Here is an 18403-nt window from a genome sequence, read left to right on the forward strand (position 1 = left end):
CACAACCGAACGCGAGAATGGGATCTCACCGCCAACTCGCAAAGCAGTCAAGGTCCCTGACGGGATATCGGCCAACCGTTACCACTTCTCTTCCAACAGAGTCAGACACGTCCTACCATAACCGCGCACCGATGGCGCGAACATGATGTCATCCCATCTTTCGCGAGTTCGGAGGAGCGTTCTTATGCGTCAGCCGCACACGCGCACCGCCCGCCGCACAGTGGTCGGGGCCCTGGCCGCAGGACTGCTGTGCACCGCGGGGCTCGCCGTCCCCGCAGTCGCCGCGCCCGCCGCCGCGGCCCCCACGCGGGACTCCGTCACACGGGCCGACGGGCTCGCCCTCACCCCTCCCATGGGCTTCAACAACTGGAACTCCACGCACTGCCGGGCCGAGTTCGACGAGTCCATGGTCAAGGGCATCGCCGACCTCTTCGTCGCCAAGGGCCTGAAGGACGCCGGGTACCAGTACGTCAATCTCGACGACTGCTGGGCCCTGCCCGCCCGCGACGCGAACGGCAAGCTCGTGCCCGACCCGACCCGGTTCCCGAACGGCATCAAGGCCGTCGCGGACTACGTGCACTCCAAGGGTCTCAAGCTGGGCATCTACACCAGCGCCGGCACCAAGACGTGCAGCAGCGCCGGATTCCCCGGCGCGCTCGGCCACGAGTACAGCGACGCCCAGCAGTTCGCCGACTGGGGCGTGGACTACCTCAAGTACGACAACTGCAACAACCAGGGCGTGGACGCCAGACTCCGCTACACCACCATGCGGGACGCGCTGAAGGCGACCGGCCGGCCCATCGTCTACAGCCTCTGCGAATGGGGCCAGAACAAGCCCTGGGAATGGGCCTCCGACGTCGGGCACCTGTGGCGCACGACCGGTGACATCAGCGACAGCTGGGGCTCCATGCTGTCGATCCTGAAGCAGAACCTGCCGCTCGCCCCGTACGCCGGTCCGGGCCACTGGAACGACCCCGACATGCTGGAGGTCGGCAACGGCGGCATGACGGACACCGAGTACCGCACCCACTTCTCGATGTGGTCCGTGATGGCCGCACCGCTGCTCATCGGCTCGGACCTGCGCAAGGCCTCCGAGGCGACCTTCGACATCCTGGGCAACAAGGAGGTCATCGCCGTCGACCAGGACCCCCTGGGCAAGCAGGGCTCCGTCGTCACCTCCGAGGGCGGGCGCTGGGTCGTGGCCAAGGAGATGCAGGACGGCAGCCGCGCCGTCGCCCTGTTCAACGAGACCGGCAGCCCGCAGCGCATCGCCACCACCGCGCGGGCCGTGGGCCTGCCCGACGCCGCCGCCTACACCCTGCGCGACCTGTGGCGGCACCGCTCCTACAACACCGCGGGCACGATCTCGGCGACCGTTCCGGCCCATGGCACCGTCCTGGTCCGGGTCTTCGCCGACCACCACTGGGACGCGAACCCGCCCGCCGTCGAACTCGGCCTGGACGGCGCTCCGTTGCTGGAGGCGGGCAAGCCGGCGACGCTGTCCACGACCCTCACCGACCTCGGCCGTACGCCGGCCACGCAGGTCTCCGTGTCCCTGACCGGACCCGAGGGCTGGACGGTACGGCCCGAGTCCGCGGCCCACGCCGAGTCCGTACCGACGGGCCAGACGCTGCGTACCCGCTGGACGGTCACCGCACCGGCCGGAACACCGACGGGGTCGTACGACCTGACGCTCAGGGCGAGCTACCGCTCCCCCGCCGGCGCCCGCGCCGACAGCACCCTGGCCCTCGCCGCCGGCGTGGTGGTGCAGCCGCCCGCCGGGACGTCGTACCTCAGCGACCTCCCCTGGCTGTCGGCCACCAACGGCTACGGCCCGGTGGAACGCGACACCAGCAACGGCGAGAGCGCCGCCGGTGACGGTCATCCGATCACTCTCGGCAAGGCGGTGTACGCCAAGGGGCTCGGCGTACACGCGGAGAGCGCCCTCGAGTTCTACACCGGCAGGGCCTGCCGGACGGTCACCGCGGACGTCGGCGTCGACGACGAGAAGAACGGCAGGGGCACGGTCGCGTTCGAGATCTGGGCGGACGGCCGGAAGGTCGCCGCCACCGGGGTCCTCACCAACGCGATGGGCGCCCAGCCGCTGTCGGCCGACGTGACCGGCGCGCAGGTGGTCCGCCTCGTCGTCACGGACGGCGGCGACGGCATCGACTACGACCACGCGGACTGGGGGGACGCCCGCCTGACGTGCTGAGCCCGGCCGAGGAGGCGTTCCCGGGAGCCCGCGCCGCAGACGCCTCCTCGTCCGACCGGCGCGGCCCACACCCTGTGCCGCGGTCGCCGGTTCAGACGCCGGCCGCCGTCACGCCCGTCCGCGCCGCGAGCGCTGCCGCCGCCGCTCCCACCAGACCGGCGTCCGTGCCCATCCGGGCCGGGGCGACCGTCAGACGCTGCACGAAGGAGAGGGTCGCGTAGTCGGCCAGGGCCCGGCGGAGCGGGGCGAGGAGCACGTCCCCCGCCTTGGCCACTCCCCCGCCGATCACCGCGATGTCGATCTCGACCAGGGTCGCGGTGGCGGCGATGCCCGCGGCCAGGGCGCGGGCGGCGCGGGCGAAGGAGGCCACGGCGACCGGGTCCCCGGCACGGGCGGCGGCGGCCACCGCGGCGGCCGAGGTGTCGCCGTCGGGGCCCGGGCGCCAGCCGTGGTCCAGGGCCCGGCGGGCGATGTTCGGGCCGCTCGCGATGCGCTCCACGCAGCCGCGCGAACCGCACGGGCACGGGTCGCCGTCGAGGTCGACGCTGATGTGGCCGATGTGCCCGGAGTTGCCGGTCGGGCCGGGGTGCAGCCGCCCGTCGAGGACCAGGCCACCGCCGACACCGGTGGAGACGACCATGCAGAGCGCGTTGTCGTGTCCCCGGGCGGCACCCTGCCAGTGCTCGGCCGCCGTGATGGCCACGCCGTCGCCGATCAGCTCCACGGGCAGGCCGCCGGCCGCGGCGCGGGCCCGCTCGACCAACGGGTAGCCCCGCCAGCCGGGCACGTTGACGGGGCTGACCGTGCCCGCGGAGGCGTCCACCGGGCCCGCGCTGCCGATGCCCAGGGCCGTGGCACGCCCCCACAACGGCGACGCGCCCAGCTCGCCGAGCACCTCCTCCACGGCCCGCATCACGGTGTTCCCGTCCTCCCGCGCGGGCGTCGGGCGCTGCGCGCGCACCAGGATGCCGCCGCGGCCGTCCACCAGCGCTCCGGCGATCTTGGTGCCGCCGATGTCCAGCGCAGCCACGAGGTCGGTGTGCATCAGAGTCAGATCTCCCCGTCAACCATGAGAAAACCAAGAGGTGGGCGCAGTTCCGGTCTCGCCGTGGGGCTGCGGACCGGAGTATGCGGTGGACAGTCTCTCGCGCGTATGACAACGTTGTCCAGGTTCTATGCTCGACGCCACATCCTCATACGAACCCATGGACCGACGCATCCCCGTGACGCGACGCATACCCGTGGACGACAGGACAGGACGCCGCACCGTGCCCGAGACCGCCCGTCGAGCAGACCGCCCCGCAGACCGCCCACACCGCGCCTCCGGGAACCGCTACGGCAGCCGTCCGACCATGAAGGACGTGGCGGCACGCGCGGGCGTCGGCCTGAAGACCGTCTCCCGCGTGGTCAACGGCGAGCCCGGGGTCACCGCGGACACGGAGCGGCGTGTCCAGGACGCCATCGCCGCCCTGGGCTTCCGCCGCAACGACAGCGCGCGGGTGCTGCGCAAGGGCCGTACGGCGAGCGTGGGGCTGGTTCTGGAGGACCTCGCCGACCCGTTCTACGGGCCGTTGAGCCGCGCGGTGGAGGAGGTCGCCCGCGCCCACGGCGCCCTGCTCATCAACGGCTCCAGCGCGGAGGACCCGGAGCGCGAGCAGGAACTGGCGCTGGCGCTGTGCGCACGGCGGGTGGACGGGCTCGTCGTCATCCCGGCCGGTGACGACCACCGGTATCTGGAGCCGGAGATCAAGGCGGGCGTCGCGACCGTGTTCGTGGACCGCCCGGCCGGGAACATCGAGGCCGACGTCGTGCTGTCGGACAACTTCGGAGGCGCCCGCGACGGCGTCGCCCACCTGATCGCCCACGGCCACCACCGGATCGGGTTCATCGGCGACATGCCGCGCATCCATACGGCCGCCGAGCGCCTGCGCGGCTACCGGGCGGCGATGGCGGACGCGGGCATAGCGGTCGAGGGCTCCTGGATGTCGCTGGGCGTCACCGACCCGGAGCGGGTGCGCCGGGCCACCGAGACGATGCTGTCCGGGCCCGACCCGGTCACCGCGGTCTTCGCGGGCAACAACCGGGTGACCGTCACCGTGATCCGCGTGCTGGCCGAGCAGGCGCGCCGGGTCGCCCTCGTCGGCTTCGACGACATCGAACTGGCCGATCTGCTCCAGCCGGGCGTCACGGTCGTCGCCCAGGACGCGGCGGCCCTCGGCCGGACCGCCGCCGAGCGCCTCTTCCGCCAGCTGGACGGCACCCTCCTCGCCCCGGAACGCATCGAACTCCCGACCCGCCTGATCACCCGCGGCTCGGGCGAACTGCCCCCGTCGGACTGAACGGCCGGCGGCGAGGCTCCGGCTTCCTCCCCGTCGTCACCGCACGGCTGGACCTACGGCCCGACTCGGGCCCCGGCGGACCCGCGGCTGTGCGCGGGAGACGTGGGACACACGGCTGGACAGCCAACGAGCCAGGTTGGAGCACGCGGATGATCGAGGCGGGGGCCGGGTGGCCAGGGGGCCGGAGGGACGCACAGGAGCGTGAGCGCGGGGACAAGGCCCTTGGTCATGACCCCTGCCGGAGAACCGCCGGCTACTGCGCCGACGCGGTGAGGTCGCCGCGGCGCGGGGCGGCGAAGGACTCCAGGTCGGTGCGGGTCAGGCCGGTGAGCTGGGCGACCTCGGCGGAGTCGAGGGCGCCGCAGTCCAGGCCGCGCAGCAGGTAGCCGCTGAGCGCCTTGGCGGTGGCGGGCTCGTCCATGACGTCGCCGCCGGCGCGGCTGACGTAGCGGGCCAGGCGGGCCGCCGCCTGTTCGAAGCCCTCGCGGTAGAAGGCGAACACGGCCGCGTACCGCGTGGGGATGTGGCCGGGGTGCATGTCCCAGCCCTGGTAGTAGGCGCGGGCCAGGGCACGGCGGGTGAGGCCGAAGTGCAGCCGCCAGGCGTCGTGCACCTTCTCGGTCGGGCCGACCGGCAGGACGTTGGTCGAGCCGTCCGAGACGCGTACGCCCGTGCCGGCCGCGGCGACCTGCATCACGGCCTTGGCGTAGTCGGCGGCCGGGTGGTCGCTGGCCTGGTAGGCGGCGGAGACACCGAGGCAGGCGCTGTAGTCGAAGGTGCCGTAGTGCAGACCGGTGGCGCGGCCCTCGGCGGCCTGGATCATCCGGGCGACGGTGGCGGTGCCGTCGGCGGCGAGGATGGACTGGCTGGTCTCGATCTGGAGCTCGAAGCCGAGGCGCCCGGGCGCCAGACCATGGGCCTTCTCGAAGGCCTCGAGCAGCCGGGCCATGGCGGTGACCTGCTCGGGATAGGTCACCTTCGGCAGGGTCAGGACCAGCCCGTCGGGCAGGTCGCCGGCCGCCATCAGGCCGGTGAGGAAGATGTCGAGGGTGCGGATGCCTCGGTCGCGGACCGCCGCCTCCAGGCACTTCATGCGGATGCCCATGTACGGGGCGGCCGTCCCGCTCCGGTACGCCTCTGCGACCAGCCTGGCCGCGCGGGCGGCCGCCTCGTCCTCCTCCGCGTCCGGGCGGGGGCCGTAGCCGTCCTCGAAGTCGATCCGCAGGTCTTCGACGGGCTCCCGCTCCAGCTTGGCGCGGACGCGGTCGTACACGGGAGCGGCCAGTTCGTCGCTCAGACCGAGGACGGCGGCGAAGGAGGCCGCGTCCGGAGCGTGTTCGTCGAGCGCGGCGAGCGCCTGGTCGCCCCAGGAGCGGATGGTGCCGGCGTCGAAGGCGTCGCCGGGCACGTAGACGGTGTGCACGGGCTGGCGGGTACCGGGGTCGCCCGGGTAGTGGCGCTCCAGCTCGGCGTCGACCGGCGCGAGGGAGGCGCTGATCTCCTCGCTGACGGCGCCCGCGAGGCTCGTCGCCACGTTCTCCTGCTGGCCCTGACCCATCCCACACCCTCCTGTTTTCCGCTTCACGGAATCAATAATCCGCAGAACGAAGTTATCCGTGGATCTTCCCGTGGGTCAACACCGTCTTTCGTGCGACCGCCCACGCCTCTCATCCTGACGCGCGGGAGGAGGAGATCACTGCCGAAGCTCAGGGGGCGTGCCGCCAGGACGAGCCGAGGCCCCCGCGTCCCGCCCGGAGGAGGCGGGGCACGAGGGCCTCGGTCGGCGCCGGAGGATCAGCCCTTGCGGGCCTTGATCTCCTCGGTGAGCTGCGGAACGACCTCGAACAGGTCGCCGACCACGCCGTAGTCGACCAGGTCGAAGATCGGGGCCTCGGGGTCCTTGTTGACCGCCACGATCGTCTTCGAGGTCTGCATGCCCGCCCGGTGCTGGATCGCACCGGAGATGCCGTTGGCGATGTACAGCTGCGGCGAGACCGACTTGCCGGTCTGACCGACCTGGCTGGTGTGCGGGTACCAGCCGGCGTCGACGGCGGCACGCGAGGCACCGACGGCCGCGCCGAGGGAGTCGGCGAGCGCCTCGATGATCGCGAAGTTCTCCGCGCCGTTCACGCCACGGCCGCCGGAGACCACGATCGCGGCCTCGGTCAGCTCCGGACGGCCCGTCGACTCACGCGGCGTCCGGCCGGTGATCTTCGTGCCGGTCGCCTGGTCGGAGAACGTGACGTCCAGCGCCTCGACCGCACCGGCGGCCGGGGCGGCCTCCACGGCGGCCGAGTTCGGCTTGACCGTGATGACCGGGATGCCCTTGGAGACACGGGACTTGGTGCTGTACGAGGCGGCGAACACCGACTGGGTGGCCACCGGGCCCTTGTCGCCGGCCTCCAGGTCGACGGCGTCGGTGATGATGCCCGAACCGATGCGCAGCGCCAGGCGGGCGGCGATCTCCTTGCCCTCGGTGGAGGACGGGACGAGCACGGCGGCCGGTGAGACGGCTCCGACCGCGGCCTGCAGGGCGTCCACCTTCGGCACGACCAGGTAGTCGGCGTACTCGGACGCGTCGTGGGTGAGGACCTTCACCGCGCCGTGCTCGGCGAGCGTCGCGGCGGTGTCCGCGGCACCCGCCCCGAGGGCGACGGCGACCGGCTCGCCGATGCGGCGGGCCAGGGTCAGCAGTTCCAGGGTCGGCTTGCGGACGGCACCGTCCGCGTGGTCGACGTAGACGAGGACTTCAGCCATGGGACTTCTTCTCTCCTGCTTGCGAAGTGGGACGGTCGGCGGTTGCGGGCTCAGATGAACTTCTGGCTCGCGAGGAACTCAGCGAGCTGCCTGCCGCCCTCGCCCTCGTCCTTGACGATCGTGCCGGCGGTGCGGGCCGGACGCTCCGCGGCCAGGTCCACGGCCGTCCAGGCGCCCTCGAGACCGACCTCGTCCTCGTCGATGTCCAGGTCGGACAGGTCCCAGGACTGAACCGGCTTCTTCTTGGCCGCCATGATGCCCTTGAAGGACGGGTAACGGGCCTCGCCGGACTGGTCGGTGACCGACACCACCGCGGGCAGGGACGCCTCGAGCTGCTCCGAGGCCGCGTCGCCGTCCCGGCGGCCCTTCACCGTGCCGTCCTCGACCGACACCTCGGACAGCAGCGTCACCTGCGCCACGCCCAGGCGCTCCGCCAGCAGCGCCGGGACCACGCCCATGGAGCCGTCGGTGGAGGCCATGCCGGAGATCACCAGGTCGTAGCCGGCCTTCTCGATCGCCCTGGCCAGCACCAGCGAGGTGCCGATGGCGTCCGTGCCGTGCAGGTCGTCGTCCTCGACGTGGATCGCCTTGTCGGCGCCCATCGACAACGCCTTGCGCAGCGCGTCCTTGGCGTCCTCCGGACCCACCGTCAAAACGGTGACCTCGGCGTCGTCGGCGTCCTCGGCGATGCGCAGCGCCTGCTCGACCGCGTACTCGTCCAGCTCGGAGAGCAGACCGTCCACGTCGTCCCGGTCGACGGTCAGGTCATCGGCGAAGTGCCGGTCGCCAGTGGCGTCGGGCACGTACTTCACAGTGACAACGATCCTCAAGCTCACGCCGGCTCTCCTACTGCATCGTCTTCTCTGGGCTGCCTTCCTGCAGGCAGCATAGGCGCCTGAAGCGGCCGATCCCGGTCAGGGCGACCACACGCTCCGAGCGGAATATTACTCGTCAGTACACCCAGTTCACGCCCGCTGAGCAAGCGCTTTGAACTGTGACCTTCGCAACGCAGCGTAACCGGAACCGGACGGCTTCGCAGGAGAGCGGCGAGGTGATCAATCACGCAGCGCGCTGAAGCGGCCCTGATGGTAGAGGAGCGGACGGCCGGCGCCCGTGGGGTCGCCCAGGACGACCTCGGCCAGCACGATGCGGTGGTCCCCGGCCGGCACCCGCGTGACGACCCGGCACACCAGCCAGGCGAGCACGCCGTCGAGGACCGGAACCCCCTCGGGACCCTCGCGCCACGCCGTCGGCGCTCCGAAGCGGTCGGCACCGCTGCGCGCGAAGGTGGCGGCCAGTTCCTCCTGGTGCTCACCGAGTATGTGGACGCCGACGTGGTCGGTCGCGGCGATGGCCGGCCAGCTGGAACCGCCGGTGCCGACACCGAAGGAGAGCATCGGGGGCTCGGCGGAGACGGAGGTGAGGGAGGTGGCGGTGAAGCCGACCGGACCTGCCTCGCCCCGGGCGGTGATCACCGCGACGCCCGCCGCGTGCCGCCGGAAGACGGAGCGCAGCAGATGGGGGGAGGCGAGTTGGACGGTGGCGGGGGCATCCAGGCCGGACGTGGCCGTCATGGAGTTGTCCTTCTGCTGGTCGGACGAGCGGGATCCGTGGCTGCTCAACAGTCCGGACGGCAGGCGCTCGTGTGGCGGGCTGGGTCGACGCGGGGCCGCCCGAGAAGAAGGAGTTCCGAGGGCGTGCGGTCAGGCTCACGATAGTTGGCGTGCACAGTCAAGTACGTCCCGGGATGTGGGAGCTGTCCCGCCGTCACGGCCAGGGACCTCACAACGCCTCACCCAGAGCCGCGATGACGTCCGCCTTGCGCGGCTGTCCTGCGGCTCTCCTCACCACGCGGCCGTCCTTGTCGAGGACGAGCACGGTCGGCGTCCTGAGGATCCCGAGTTCGCGCACGAGGTCGAGCCGGGCCTCGGCGTCGACCTCGACGTGCGCCACCCCGGGGACCATGCCGGCCACCTCGCGGAGGATCCGCCGGGTCGCCCGGCAGGGAGCGCAGAAGGCGCTGGAGAACTGCACCAGCGTGGCACGCGCGCCGAGGTCCTCACCGAGTTGGGCCACCCCGAGCCGCCTGCCGTCGTCACATCCCCGCACGCCTGCTCTCCTGTTCCGCCGCCGCACTGCCGCGAACGCTCTCACTGCTTCAGCGCCCACGCGAGCGCGGAGATTCCCGGCACCCGGGACGCGTCCCCCGGCCGGCCGCCGTGGCCGGTGTTGCGTGGGCACGGTGTGCCCGCGATGGGCCGTCGGGCGGAATCTCAGGGGTGACGTGACGAGGATCTCGCCGCGGACGGGCACGTGGGCTGGCTCCCCGGCCGTTCTTGGGGCACGATCTGCGACAGGCCGTAAGCCTACGGCAGCGTAACTTCCGCCGGGAGTCCCTTCCCTGGCAGAGAGAAGGGTCCGTCCCGCTCATGGCAGAGCTCGTCTACCGCCCCGTCATCGGTCTCGCCCGCACGATGTTCAAGGCGTGGGACCTCAAGATCGACTGCCGGGGATCGGAGAACATTCCGCGCACGGGCGGCGCCGTGCTGGTCAGCAATCACATCAGCTATCTCGACTTCGTCTTCAACGGGCTCGCGGCGCTCCCGCAGAAGCGTCTGGTGCGTTTCATGGCGAAGGAGTCGGTCTTCCGGCACCGGATCTCCGGCCCCCTGATGCGCGGCATGAAGCACATCCCGGTGGACCGCGCCAACGGCGAGGCGGCGTACGCCCGAGCGCTGGACTCACTGAAGTCCGGCGAGGTGGTCGGGGTGTTCCCGGAGGCCACGATCTCGCAGTCGTTCACGCTGAAGAGCTTCAAGTCGGGCGCGGTGCGCCTCGCCCAGGAGGCGGGCGTCCCCCTGGTCCCGATGGCCGTCTGGGGCACGCAGCGGCTGTGGACCAAGGGCCACCCGCGCAACCTCAAGCGCAGCCACATCCCGATCACGATCCGGGTGGGCGAGGCCATGGAGGCCTCCCGGGAGCAGTACGCGGGCGCCATCACCCGCCGACTGCGCGAACGCGTCCAGGAACTCCTCGAGGCCGCCCAGCGTGCCTACCCGGTCCGTCCCCGGTCCGCCGACGACACCTGGTGGATGCCCGCACACCTCGGCGGCACGGCCCCGACCCCGGACCAGCTCCGCACGGCCGGGGCGCACTGAACCCCGGGCCGGGCCGCGCGGCAGACGGGAATATGACGGACACGCCCTAGGACGCGGGCGGCCGTACGGTGACCTCGGCGCCCGGGCTGAACTTCTCCAGTAGTTCGGCGAGTTCGGCCGCCGCCGCCTCCACCTCGGCAACCGGCATCGGGGCCAGGCTCTCCAGTAGGAAGACGCCCGACGTGGTCTGCTCGGTGAGGCGGGTGCGCGGGCCTTGGCGCCAGTTCCAGCGGCGGCAGGTCACACCGGCCTCGTCGCACCACACCACCTCGCCCGCGTCCGGGTGTTCGACGGTCTCCTCGCCGCCCGCGACGGTCACGAAGTCCTCCTCACCACTGGCACGCAGCAGGCGCATGCCGCCCTGGATCAGGTCGAGGTCCTCACCGCCGACGGGGATGAGGTGGGCGACGCTGATCGCGTTGTAGAGGTCGACGAGCAGGTTGATGCGGGGCAGTCCGGCGCCGGTCAGCGCCCGCCGGGCCAGTGCCTCGGCCGAGTTACGGGTGCGGGAGGGCTTGGAGTCGAACGCCGTGTACGTCTCGCGCCAGGCGGCCATGTGCGGGTCCTCGTGCGGGGCCCGCCCGTCCAGACGTGCCGCCAGACGGCGTGCGGCGTCGTCGAGGAGCGCCGAGGTGGCCTCGGTGCTCGGTCCGCCCACCAGCCCGTGGGCCTCGACGGCCACGTGGGTGAAGCCGGGCGCGAGAGCGCGTACCTCGTCGGACACGGTGAGCGTCGGTGTCATGTTCTCCCGCCTCGCGGTCAGAGTGCGGCAGGGAGCGTCTTCCACAGCCGCGGCCGGTCCGGAGCGGCCGTGAGGGCGGCCAGTACGGCCGGGTGCGGTTCAGCGTACAGCACCGGGTAGTCCAGCTCGTTGGACTTCGGGTCCGGTACGAAGGCCAGGCGCTCACCGGCGAGGGAGAACTGGGCGTCGACGCCCGGCTTGTTGCCGCGCGGGTCCTGCCGGTGCCAGGCTCCGTTGAATCGCACGGCGACCAGTCCGTGCACCACGTGCCCGCCGCCCTCGTCGTGCGTCAGCCGCTGGTAGCACAGTGCCGTCGGAATGTCCTCCGCTCGCAGCAACGCCGCCAGGGCATGGGCCTTGGCGTAGCAGATGCCGGTGCGCAGACGGAGGACGTCGGAGGCCCGCCAGGTGACGCGCGGGTCGCCCGAGTCCTGCGAGTGCCGGACGCCGTCGCGCACGAACTCATACGCGGACCGCGCATAGGCATACGAGTCTGCCACCTCCTCGGCGAGGCGGGCAGCTGTCTCGCGGACCATCGGATGCTCATGGTCGATCACCTCGTCGGCGGCCAAATACGCAGACAGATCGGTTGTTTTCTGGATCAGCTCCATGTCCGCAGAGCATAGGAACACGATCACTCGAGCGTCAATGACTTTTCGAATGATCGCATAACTATGCAGATCGGTGTGCGGGCGCTAGCGCGCCGTCTCCTCCTTCAGCGCGGCCACGAACGCGTCCACGTCGTCCTCGGTGGTGTCGAAGGCGCACATCCAGCGCACGACGCCCTCCGCCTCGTCCCAGAAGTAGAAGCGGAACCGCTTCTGCAGACGCTCGCTCACATCGTGCGGGAGCTTGGCGAAGACCCCGTTGGCCTGCACCGGGTAGAGGATCTCGACGCCGTGCACGGCGCGCACGCCCTCCGCGAGCCGCTGCGCCATCTCGTTGGCGTGCCGGGCGTTGCGCAGCCACAGGTCCTTGGCGAGCAACGCCTCCAACTGCACCGAAACGAAACGCATCTTGGAGGCGAGCTGCATGCTCATCTTGCGGATGTGCTTCATGCGGCGGACGGCGTCCTGGTTGAGGACGACGACCGCCTCGCCGAACATCGCGCCGTTCTTCGTCCCGCCCAGGGAGAGGATGTCGACGCCGACCGCGTTGGTGAACGTCCGCATCGGCACGTTCAGGGAGGCGGCCGCGTTGGCGATGCGGGAGCCGTCCAGGTGCACCTTCATGCCCCGCGCGTGCGCGTGCTCGCAGATGGCGCGGATCTCCTCGGGCGTGTAGAGGGTGCCGAGTTCGGTGCTCTGGGTGATCGAGACGGCCTGCGGCATCGCCCGGTGCTCGTCCTCCCAGCCGTACGCCTGGCGGTCGATCAGCTCGGGGGTGAGCTTGCCGTCGGGCGTGGGCACGGTGAGCAGTTTCAGGCCGCCCATGCGCTCGGGGGCGCCCCCCTCGTCGACGTTGATGTGCGCGCTCTCCGCGCAGATCACCGCGCCCCAGCGGTCGGTGACCGCCTGGAGCGCCACGACGTTCGCGCCGGTCCCGTTGAACACCGGGAACGCCTCGGCGGTGGCGCCGAAGTGGCTGCGGACGATCCGCTGGAGGTTCTCGGTGTAGTCGTCCTCGCCGTACGCGACCTGGTGCCCGCCGTTGGCCACGGCCAGGGCTGCGAGCACCTCCGGGTGGACCCCGGCGTAGTTGTCGCTGGCGAACCCGCGGACCTGGGGGTCGTGATGGCGACGCGCGTCGGTCCTGGGAGGGTTCACGGCTTCTCGGTCAGCCACAGACGGTTTCCGTTCACTTCCGCGGCGGGCTTGCTCCACACGTCGACGATGGCCTCGGCCAGGTCCTTGACGTCCGTGAAGCCCGCGAACTTCGCGTTGGGGCGGTCGGCGCGCATCGCGTCGTGCACCAACGCCTTCACCACCAGGATCGCAGCCGCGGACGTCGGCCCTTCGGCGCCCTCGGCCTTCCCTGCCTTGCGGAAGTAGTCGGCCATGGCCAGCGTCCATGCCTCGGCGGCGGCCTTTGCGGCGGAGTAGGCCGCGTTGCCCGCGGTGGGCCTGCTGGCGCCGGCCGCGCTGATCAGGACGTACCGGCCGCGAGCGCTGCGCTGCAGCGCCTCGTGGAAGGCCAGGGAGGTGTGCTGCACGGTGCGGACGAGCAGCAGCTCCAGGAAGTCCCAGTCGTCCAGGCTGGTCTTGGTGAAGGTCTCGCTGCCGCGCCAGCCGCCCACGAGGTGGACCAGGCCGTCGATCCGGCCGAAGTCCTTCTCGATGTGCGCGGCCCAGTCACGGGTGGACTGGAGGTCGAGCAGGTCGACCGTGTCGCCGGTGACGCTGGCGCCGCCGGAGGCGTACCGGGCGGCGTCCACGGCCTGCGAGAGCCGCTCCGGGTCGTTGTCCGCGCCGACGACGGTCGCCCCCGCCTCGGCGAGCCTGAGCAGCGTCGCCCGGCCGGCCGGTCCGCCCGCGCCGGCCACCGCGATCACCGCACCGCTGAGAGCCCCGTTCCCCACCATGTTCCTCGCCTCCTGCGCAGTGTTCTCGGTTTCGCGGTCGCTCACGCGGCGACCCGCTCGGCGCTGTCCGCCGTGATGCCCCTGGTGGAGGCGATCACATTCTTCAGCTTCTTGGAGAGTGCCTCGTAGAACATGCTGAGCGGAAACTCGTCCGGAAGCACGTCATCCACGAGCTTGCGCGGGGGCTGGGTCAGGTCCAGGGCGTCGGGGCCCTTGGCCCACTTGGAGCCCGGGTGCGGAGCGAGGTAGGTGGAGACCAGTTCGTAACCGGCGAACCAGTGGACCAGCTTGGGGCGGTCGATGCCGTCGCGGTAGAGATTCTCGATCCGGGCGCACAGCTGGTTGGTGACCTGCGGGGCTCGCTCCCAGTCGATGGTCAGCTTGTTGTCGGTCCAGCGCACCACGTCGTGCTTGTGCAGGTAGGCGAAGAGCAGCTGACCACCGAGGCCGTCGTAGTTGCGCACGCGCTCACCGGTGACCGGGAAGCGGAACATGCGGTCGAACAGCACCGCGTACTGCACGTCACGGGCCTGTGCGACACCGTCGGCCTGGAGTTTCACGGCCTCCTTGAAGGCGGTGAGGTCGCAGCGCAGCTCCTCCAGGCCGTACATCCAGAACGGCTGGCGCTGCTTGATCATGAACGGATCGAACGGCAGGTCGCCGTGGCTGTGGGTGCGGTCGTGGACCATGTCCCACAACACGAAGGCCTCCTGGCAGCGCTTCTGGTCGTGGACCATGGCGGCGATGTCCTCGGGCAGCTCGAGGCCCAGGAGGTCGACGGCCGCGGCGGTGACGCGGCGGAAGCGGGCGGCCTCGCGGTCGCAGAAGATGCCGCCCCAGGAGAACCGTTCCGGCGCCTCGCGCACGGCGATGGTCTCCGGGAAGAGCACGGCGGAGTTGGTGTCGTAGCCGCCCGTGAAGTCCTCGAAGGTGATGCCGCAGAACAGCGGGTTGTCGTAGCGGGTGCGCTCCAGTTCGGCCAGCCAGTCCGGCCAGACCATGCGCAGCACGACCGCCTCCAGGTTGCGGTCGGGGTTGCCGTTCTGCGTGTACATGGGGAAGACGACCAGGTGCTGGAGGCCGTCCGCGCGGTTCGCGGCGGGCTGGAAGGCCAGCAGCGAGTCGAGGAAGTCCGGCACCTCGAAGCCGCCCTCGGCCCAGCGGCGCAGGTCCCGCACGAGCGCCTCATGGTAGGCGGCGTCGTGCGGCAGCAGCGGGGACAGCTCCTCGACCGCGTCGATCACACGGCGTACGACGGCGACGGCGTCCGCGCGGCCGGGGGCGCCCTCGGCCGTGAAGTCGATCGAGCCGTCCTTCGACTGCCATGGCCGGATTCGCTCCACGGCATCCTTGAGCACGGGCCAAGCCGGATGATCGACCACCCTGGCCAACGGAGGAACCTTCTCCTCCGCACCCACCTGCACAAGAATTTCCGTCATGTCTCATCCTCCACGGGAGAACCTCGCGTAAGGAGACGGTATACATACAGGGTTTCTCCCAGCAAGGGGGCCCTCGGGAAATTATTCTGCGCACAGCCATGGTCACCGGTTATTTTCCTGCCGTACGCCCGGACGGGGCCAGACCCGGTAGGCCGGGCCGGGGTGACCGGCGCGACGCCGCCCCGTTGAGCGATTTTCGGCCGAGGGCACCGCGCGAGGGCTTCACAGCCCGGAGGTCAATGCCCGGCGGACTCGCCCACGCCGGAGTGACCGCCACGGCGGATACGCCCCCGTTCCTGCGGGCCGTCACCCCACTGCCCCGTGTACGCGGGGGTTCAACCAGCGTGTGGGCCATTAGGCTGCGTCACTACCGCGCGGACGACGAGGTCCGTCCGCTCCGCGCCGCGCCGAGCCGCCGTCGACGGAAGCGAGTTGAACCTTGAACTTCCTTACCATCGGTCACCGCGGAGTCATGGGTGTCGAGCCCGAGAACACCCTCCGTTCCTTCGTCGCCGCCCAGCAGGCCGGCCTGGACGTCATCGAACTCGATCTGCACCTGAGCAAGGACGGCGCGCTCGTCGTCATGCACGACGACGAGGTGGACCGCACCACCGACGGCAGCGGTGCGATCGCCGACAAGACGCTCGCCGAGCTGCGCTCCCTGGACGCCGGCCGCGGCGAGCGGATCCCGGTCTTCGAGGAGGTCCTCGACGCGGTGCGGACGCCGCTCCAGGCCGAGATCAAGGACGTGGCCGCGGCCCGCGCACTGGCCGAGGTCCTGCACGAGCGGGACCTCGTCTCCCGAGTGGAGGTGTCCTCGTTCCACGACGAGGCGATCACCGAGGTCGCCCGCCTGGTGCCGGGAGTGCGCACCGCGCTCGTGGCCAGCCGCTACGGCTCCGATGTCGTCGAACGCGCCACCGCCGTCGGCGCCGCGACCGTCTGCCTCAACATCCGCCGGCTCACCCTCGAGATCGTCGAGCACGCGCGCAAGGCGGACCTGAGGATCATCGGCTGGGTCGTCAACACCCTGGATCATCTGCGCCTGGTCCGCGCCCTGGAGCTGGACGGGGCGACCACCGACTACCCGGAGATCAAGCTCACCGGCCGCTTCACCGCCTGACCCCTGGGCGAGGCCCCTGGGCGAGTTCCTTGACCAGCAGCTCGAACTCCAGGTCGTCGCGCTGCGGAATGCCGAAGCGCTCGTCGCCGTAGGGGAAGGGTGTCGTCCTTCCCGTACGGCGGTAGCCGCGGCGCTCGTACCAGGCGATCAGGTCCTCGCGTACGGAGATCACGGTCATGTGCATCTCCCTGGCACCCCAGTCCTCCCGGGCCCGGCGCTCGGCCTCCGCGATGACCGCCTTGCCCAGGCCCGCGCCCTGCAACGTGGGGCTGACGGCGAACATGCCGAAGTAGGCGTGGTCCCCCTTGTGCTCGAGCTGGCAGCAGGCGACCACTCGGCCGTCCCGCTCGACCGTCAGCAGGCGGCTGCCGGGCGACTTGATCACCTCAAGCACGCCCTCGGGGTCCGTCCGCTGCCCCTGGAGGATGTCCGCCTCGGTGGTCCAGCCTGCCCGGCTGGAGTCCCCGCGGTACGCCGACTCGATCAGGTGCACCAGCGTGTCGACATCGGCGTCACAGGCGTCACGGAAGGTCAGTCCGCTGGCGGCGGTCTTCATGGGGCGTGCCTCTCGGTTCGGGCGCTGTCGGGCGGGGCGAACGCCATCCTGCCACCAGGGTCTGTCGTCAACCGAAGGGCGGCCCCACGACGTCTGGTGCGTGCTCTGGGGGTCCCCCCGCTCGGAGAGCTTGGGGGAGTGCCGTGCGGAAGTCCTCGTACTGGACGTACTTGGGCTTTCGCCCGGTGCGGCGAGTGGGGGTTCCCCCTGCTCGAAGAGCTCGGGGGAGCGTGCCAGGCCTCGCGGGGCAGACGGAGATTGTCCTAAGCTCCGGGTGCATGGTGCACGTACTCAGCAGCCGGACACTGGTCCGGCCCACGGACCCCGAGCGCTCCCGTGTCTTCTACGGCGAGCGGCTTGGCCTCGCCGTCCACCGCGAGTTCGGCACGGGGCCGGAGCGGGGCACCGTCTACTTCCTCGGCGGCGGTTTCCTTGAGCTCTCCGGGCGCTCCGACGACCCGCCGTCCCCCTCCCTGCGGCTGTGGCTCCAGGTCGAGGACGTGGCGGCGGCCCACGAGGAGCTGCGGGCGAAGGGCGTCGAGATCACGCGTGAGCCGGTGCGCGAGCCATGGGGTCTGATCGAGATGTGGATCGCCGATCCGGACGGCACGCCCATCGTCCTCGTCGAGGTGCCGGCGGAGCATCCGCTGCGGTACCGGGCGGGGATCTGAGCCGGACTCGGGCTCGGGCGGGGCGCGGGCGGCTCCCGCTGGCCCGCGTCGGCGGCCGGGGCTAGCGTGCTGGTGGGTGGGGACGAGCTTCCCGGAGGAGTGCCATGGAGTTCGACAAGCCTGTGGTCGGCGGACCCTGCTGGGCGGAGCTGGGCACCAGCGACCTGGAGGCGTCCACGCGGTTCTACACGGAGGTCTTCGGCTGGCGCATGCGCCGCGACCCCCGGCTGGTCTCGGGTGGTTACACCCTCGCTCACCTGGGGGACGCGCCGGTCGCCGCGATCACGCCCCTGTACCAGAGGTCGCAGCCGGTCGCGTGGAACGTCTCGTTCGCCGTCGCCGACGCGGACGCCACGGCGAACAAGGTGGTGGAGGCCGGCGGGACGGTGATCCACGGTCCGAGGGACATCTACGACGAGGGCCGCTTCACCGTCGCCCTGGACCCGTCGGGCGCGGCCTTCCAGATGTGGCAGCCGCGGGACTTCTCCGGTGCCGGGGTGTTCAACCGGCCCGGCTCGCTCGGCTGGGTGGAACTCGTCACCCGCAACCCCAAGCGGGCCAGGGACTTCTACACGAGCGTGTTCGGCTGGAGCGTCAACGCCTCGGAGTGGTACACGCAGTGGGGCCTGCACGGCGAGGACTTCGGCGGCGTGACGGCGATGCACGACCGCTTCCCGGCCGATGTGCCGCCGCACTGGCTGCCGTACTTCGCGGTCGAGGACGTCGACACGACCACGGACGTCGCGGTACGGGCCGGCGCCAAGGCCCTGCTGGAACCCACCTCGCTGCCGGACGGCCCCCGCATCGCGGTGCTGCGGGACCCCCAGGGCGCGACCTTCGGCATCTACCGGTCCGCCCAGGAAGACTGAGGCCGGCCCGGGG

Annotated in this window: 18 protein-coding genes; 6 read left to right on the forward strand and 12 right to left on the reverse strand. The window is 71.2% G+C overall.

What is annotated here, in order from left to right:
• Positions 1 to 184 precede the first annotated feature (184 nt).
• The gene (locus ACFY4A_RS32630) at positions 185 to 2215 is read left to right on the forward strand and encodes an NPCBM/NEW2 domain-containing protein (protein WP_390832931.1); all 2031 of its coding nucleotides are present in this window, start codon (positions 185 to 187) and stop codon (positions 2213 to 2215) included.
• A 91-nt stretch (positions 2216 to 2306) separates the two neighbouring features.
• On the opposite strand, the gene ACFY4A_RS32635 is transcribed toward ACFY4A_RS32630, so the two are convergent.
• Positions 2307 to 3260 carry an ROK family protein gene (locus tag ACFY4A_RS32635; RefSeq protein WP_390832933.1) on the reverse strand — a complete coding sequence of 318 codons (954 nt, stop codon included), beginning with the start codon at positions 3258 to 3260 and terminating at the stop codon, positions 2307 to 2309.
• Between the two features lie 223 nt (positions 3261 to 3483).
• On the opposite strand from ACFY4A_RS32635, the gene ACFY4A_RS32640 reads away from it, so the two are divergent.
• On the forward strand, positions 3484 to 4554 hold the full coding sequence (locus tag ACFY4A_RS32640) for a LacI family DNA-binding transcriptional regulator (protein WP_390832934.1): 1071 nt from the start codon (positions 3484 to 3486) through the stop codon (positions 4552 to 4554).
• 253 nt (positions 4555 to 4807) lie between these two features.
• Here the strand turns inward: ACFY4A_RS32640 and ACFY4A_RS32645 are convergent, their stop codons facing one another.
• The 5 genes from ACFY4A_RS32645 to ACFY4A_RS32665 all read right to left on the reverse strand — a co-directional run bounded on the left by ACFY4A_RS32645 (position 4808) and on the right by ACFY4A_RS32665 (position 9465).
• The gene (locus ACFY4A_RS32645) at positions 4808 to 6112 is read right to left on the reverse strand and encodes a DUF6986 family protein (protein WP_390832935.1); all 1305 of its coding nucleotides are present in this window, start codon (positions 6110 to 6112) and stop codon (positions 4808 to 4810) included.
• Between the two features lie 236 nt (positions 6113 to 6348).
• Positions 6349 to 7311 carry an electron transfer flavoprotein subunit alpha/FixB family protein gene (locus ACFY4A_RS32650; protein WP_390832936.1) on the reverse strand — a complete coding sequence of 321 codons (963 nt, stop codon included), beginning with the start codon at positions 7309 to 7311 and terminating at the stop codon, positions 6349 to 6351.
• 50 nt (positions 7312 to 7361) lie between these two features.
• Complete coding sequence (locus tag ACFY4A_RS32655) at positions 7362 to 8147, reverse strand: electron transfer flavoprotein subunit beta/FixA family protein (RefSeq protein ID WP_390832937.1); 786 nt, start codon at positions 8145 to 8147, stop codon at positions 7362 to 7364.
• A gap of 219 nt (positions 8148 to 8366) precedes the next feature.
• Positions 8367 to 8885 carry a flavin reductase family protein gene (locus tag ACFY4A_RS32660; RefSeq protein ID WP_390832938.1) on the reverse strand — a complete coding sequence of 173 codons (519 nt, stop codon included), beginning with the start codon at positions 8883 to 8885 and terminating at the stop codon, positions 8367 to 8369.
• A 208-nt stretch (positions 8886 to 9093) separates the two neighbouring features.
• A complete protein-coding gene (locus ACFY4A_RS32665) occupies positions 9094 to 9465 on the reverse strand; it encodes a TlpA family protein disulfide reductase (protein ID WP_390832939.1) in 372 nt (123 codons plus the stop codon).
• 275 nt (positions 9466 to 9740) lie between these two features.
• Here ACFY4A_RS32665 and ACFY4A_RS32670 point away from each other — a divergent pair, with 275 nt between their 5' ends.
• The gene (locus ACFY4A_RS32670; RefSeq protein ID WP_390832940.1) at positions 9741 to 10469 is read left to right on the forward strand and encodes a lysophospholipid acyltransferase family protein; all 729 of its coding nucleotides are present in this window, start codon (positions 9741 to 9743) and stop codon (positions 10467 to 10469) included.
• A gap of 46 nt (positions 10470 to 10515) precedes the next feature.
• On the opposite strand, the gene ACFY4A_RS32675 is transcribed toward ACFY4A_RS32670, so the two are convergent.
• From ACFY4A_RS32675 to ACFY4A_RS32695, 5 genes are all read right to left on the reverse strand, one after another.
• A complete protein-coding gene (locus ACFY4A_RS32675) occupies positions 10516 to 11211 on the reverse strand; it encodes a B3/4 domain-containing protein (RefSeq protein WP_390832941.1) in 696 nt (231 codons plus the stop codon).
• A 17-nt stretch (positions 11212 to 11228) separates the two neighbouring features.
• A complete protein-coding gene (locus tag ACFY4A_RS32680) occupies positions 11229 to 11822 on the reverse strand; it encodes a transglutaminase domain-containing protein (protein WP_390832942.1) in 594 nt (197 codons plus the stop codon).
• 84 nt (positions 11823 to 11906) lie between these two features.
• Positions 11907 to 12977 carry a threonine aldolase family protein gene (locus ACFY4A_RS32685; RefSeq protein WP_390832943.1) on the reverse strand — a complete coding sequence of 357 codons (1071 nt, stop codon included), beginning with the start codon at positions 12975 to 12977 and terminating at the stop codon, positions 11907 to 11909.
• Positions 12974 to 13729 carry an SDR family NAD(P)-dependent oxidoreductase gene (locus ACFY4A_RS32690; protein WP_390832967.1) on the reverse strand — a complete coding sequence of 252 codons (756 nt, stop codon included), beginning with the start codon at positions 13727 to 13729 and terminating at the stop codon, positions 12974 to 12976. The genes ACFY4A_RS32685 and ACFY4A_RS32690 overlap by 4 nt, the downstream gene beginning before the upstream one ends.
• Positions 13730 to 13773: 44 nt before the next feature.
• Positions 13774 to 15171 carry a DUF6421 family protein gene (locus ACFY4A_RS32695; protein WP_390832944.1) on the reverse strand — a complete coding sequence of 466 codons (1398 nt, stop codon included), beginning with the start codon at positions 15169 to 15171 and terminating at the stop codon, positions 13774 to 13776.
• 439 nt (positions 15172 to 15610) lie between these two features.
• Here ACFY4A_RS32695 and ACFY4A_RS32700 point away from each other — a divergent pair, with 439 nt between their 5' ends.
• Positions 15611 to 16294 (forward strand): glycerophosphodiester phosphodiesterase, encoded by a 684-nt coding sequence (locus ACFY4A_RS32700; protein WP_390832945.1) that lies wholly within the window; start codon positions 15611 to 15613, stop codon positions 16292 to 16294.
• On the opposite strand, the gene ACFY4A_RS32705 is transcribed toward ACFY4A_RS32700, so the two are convergent.
• Positions 16284 to 16850, reverse strand: a complete 567-nt coding sequence (locus tag ACFY4A_RS32705) for a GNAT family N-acetyltransferase (protein ID WP_390832946.1) — start codon at positions 16848 to 16850, stop codon at positions 16284 to 16286. The genes ACFY4A_RS32700 and ACFY4A_RS32705 overlap by 11 nt on opposite strands.
• A 278-nt stretch (positions 16851 to 17128) precedes the next feature.
• Here ACFY4A_RS32705 and ACFY4A_RS32710 point away from each other — a divergent pair, with 278 nt between their 5' ends.
• Positions 17129 to 17521: a VOC family protein gene (locus ACFY4A_RS32710; protein WP_390832947.1), complete on the forward strand. Its 393-nt coding sequence runs from the start codon at positions 17129 to 17131 to the stop codon at positions 17519 to 17521.
• A 104-nt stretch (positions 17522 to 17625) separates the two neighbouring features.
• Positions 17626 to 18390 (forward strand): VOC family protein, encoded by a 765-nt coding sequence (locus tag ACFY4A_RS32715; protein ID WP_390832948.1) that lies wholly within the window; start codon positions 17626 to 17628, stop codon positions 18388 to 18390.
• The last annotated feature ends 13 nt before the right edge of the window (positions 18391 to 18403 follow it).

Origin of the sequence: Streptomyces sp. NPDC001292, from assembly GCF_042896465.1 — a bacterium.
Classification (GTDB): domain Bacteria; phylum Actinomycetota; class Actinomycetes; order Streptomycetales; family Streptomycetaceae; genus Streptomyces.